We start from the raw sequence: 1090 nt of genomic DNA, 5'->3' as shown, positions 1-1090 counted from the left end.
GTCTTCGTCGGCGGTCGAGGTATTCGCGCCACCGCTCGGGCGGGCAGGGCCGACCGCCGTGCGGGTGCTCGGGGATGATGAACCGCGCGATGCGTGCCCAGGCGGTGTCGGACAGATCGGAGTCGTAGCAGCGCCGCCGCGGCGGTGTGAGGTCACATGACCGACGATGATGATCGAGTGGCCCGACACGTTCGCGCACGTCAGGGTGTTGTCGGTGGGCCGTGGGATTATCACCGATGATGAGCCGGCACACCACGTTCAAGTTCTGCCTCGACCCCACCGCCGAGCAGTACGAGGTGCTCGCGCGGCATGCCGGGGCGGCCCGGTTCGCGTTCAACCAGTGCCTACGGCTGGTCAAAACCGCACTCAGCGACCGGAAGACCAACCCGGACGGCGAGGTGCCGTGGACCGGGTTTGATCTGATCAACACGTTCAATGCCTGGAAGAAAACCGGGGATCGGCCCCGCTCGGTCACCCTGCCCGGTATCGGCGCGGTCGCGGTGCACGACGACACCCGCCGGCTGCGGCGCATGCTCGCCAAGGATCGCGCAAAGGTCCTGTTCGCCACCGTGTCCCATCACTCCGGACGGTGGTGGGTCGCGTTCAATGTTGAGGCAGCCGACCTGCACCGCTTCGCCCAACACCCGCCCCGCGCTCCCGACGATGCCGGCGGCTGGGTTGGCATTGACCGTGGCCTGTCGGCGTTCGTGGTCGCCGCCGACACAACTGGCACCGAGGTCGCCCGCATCACCGAGGCTCCCAAAGCCCTCGCCACCGGCATGGCCCGACAGCGCCGGCTGGCAAGATCGTTGTCCCGCAAACAGAGAGGATCACATAACCGCCGTGATGCCGCCGCCAGGCTCGGCCGGCATCACCAACACGTCGCCAATGCGCGGCGGCATTTTGCCCACCAGGTGTCCAACCAGCTGGTCAAGACCCACGACCGGCTCGTCATCGAGGACCTGCATGTGGCCGGGATGCTGGCCAACCACCGGCTGGCCCGCGCGATATCGGATGCCGCCTGGGCCGAGTTCGCCCGCCAGCTGCACTACAAGCAGGCATGGCGGGGCGGCCAAGTCACGGTCGCCGA

Annotated in this window: 2 protein-coding genes; one reads left to right on the top strand and one right to left on the bottom strand. The window is 67.9% G+C overall.

What is annotated here, in order from left to right:
• A partial coding sequence (locus tag AC2VOP_RS10610; RefSeq protein WP_486960923.1) for a hypothetical protein occupies window positions 1–199 on the bottom strand: 199 nt, incomplete at its 3' end.
• 40 nt (window positions 200–239) lie between these two features.
• Between AC2VOP_RS10610 and AC2VOP_RS10605 the strand changes: the two genes are divergently transcribed.
• On the top strand, window positions 240–1090 hold an 851-nt coding region (locus AC2VOP_RS10605), incomplete at its 3' end, for an RNA-guided endonuclease InsQ/TnpB family protein (protein ID WP_486960922.1).

The sequence above is a fragment of the Mycobacterium sp. TH-M106 genome (assembly GCF_057473765.1).
The sequence above is the reverse complement of the archived record's forward strand: the minus strand, read 5'-3'. Positions and strand labels throughout refer to the sequence as shown.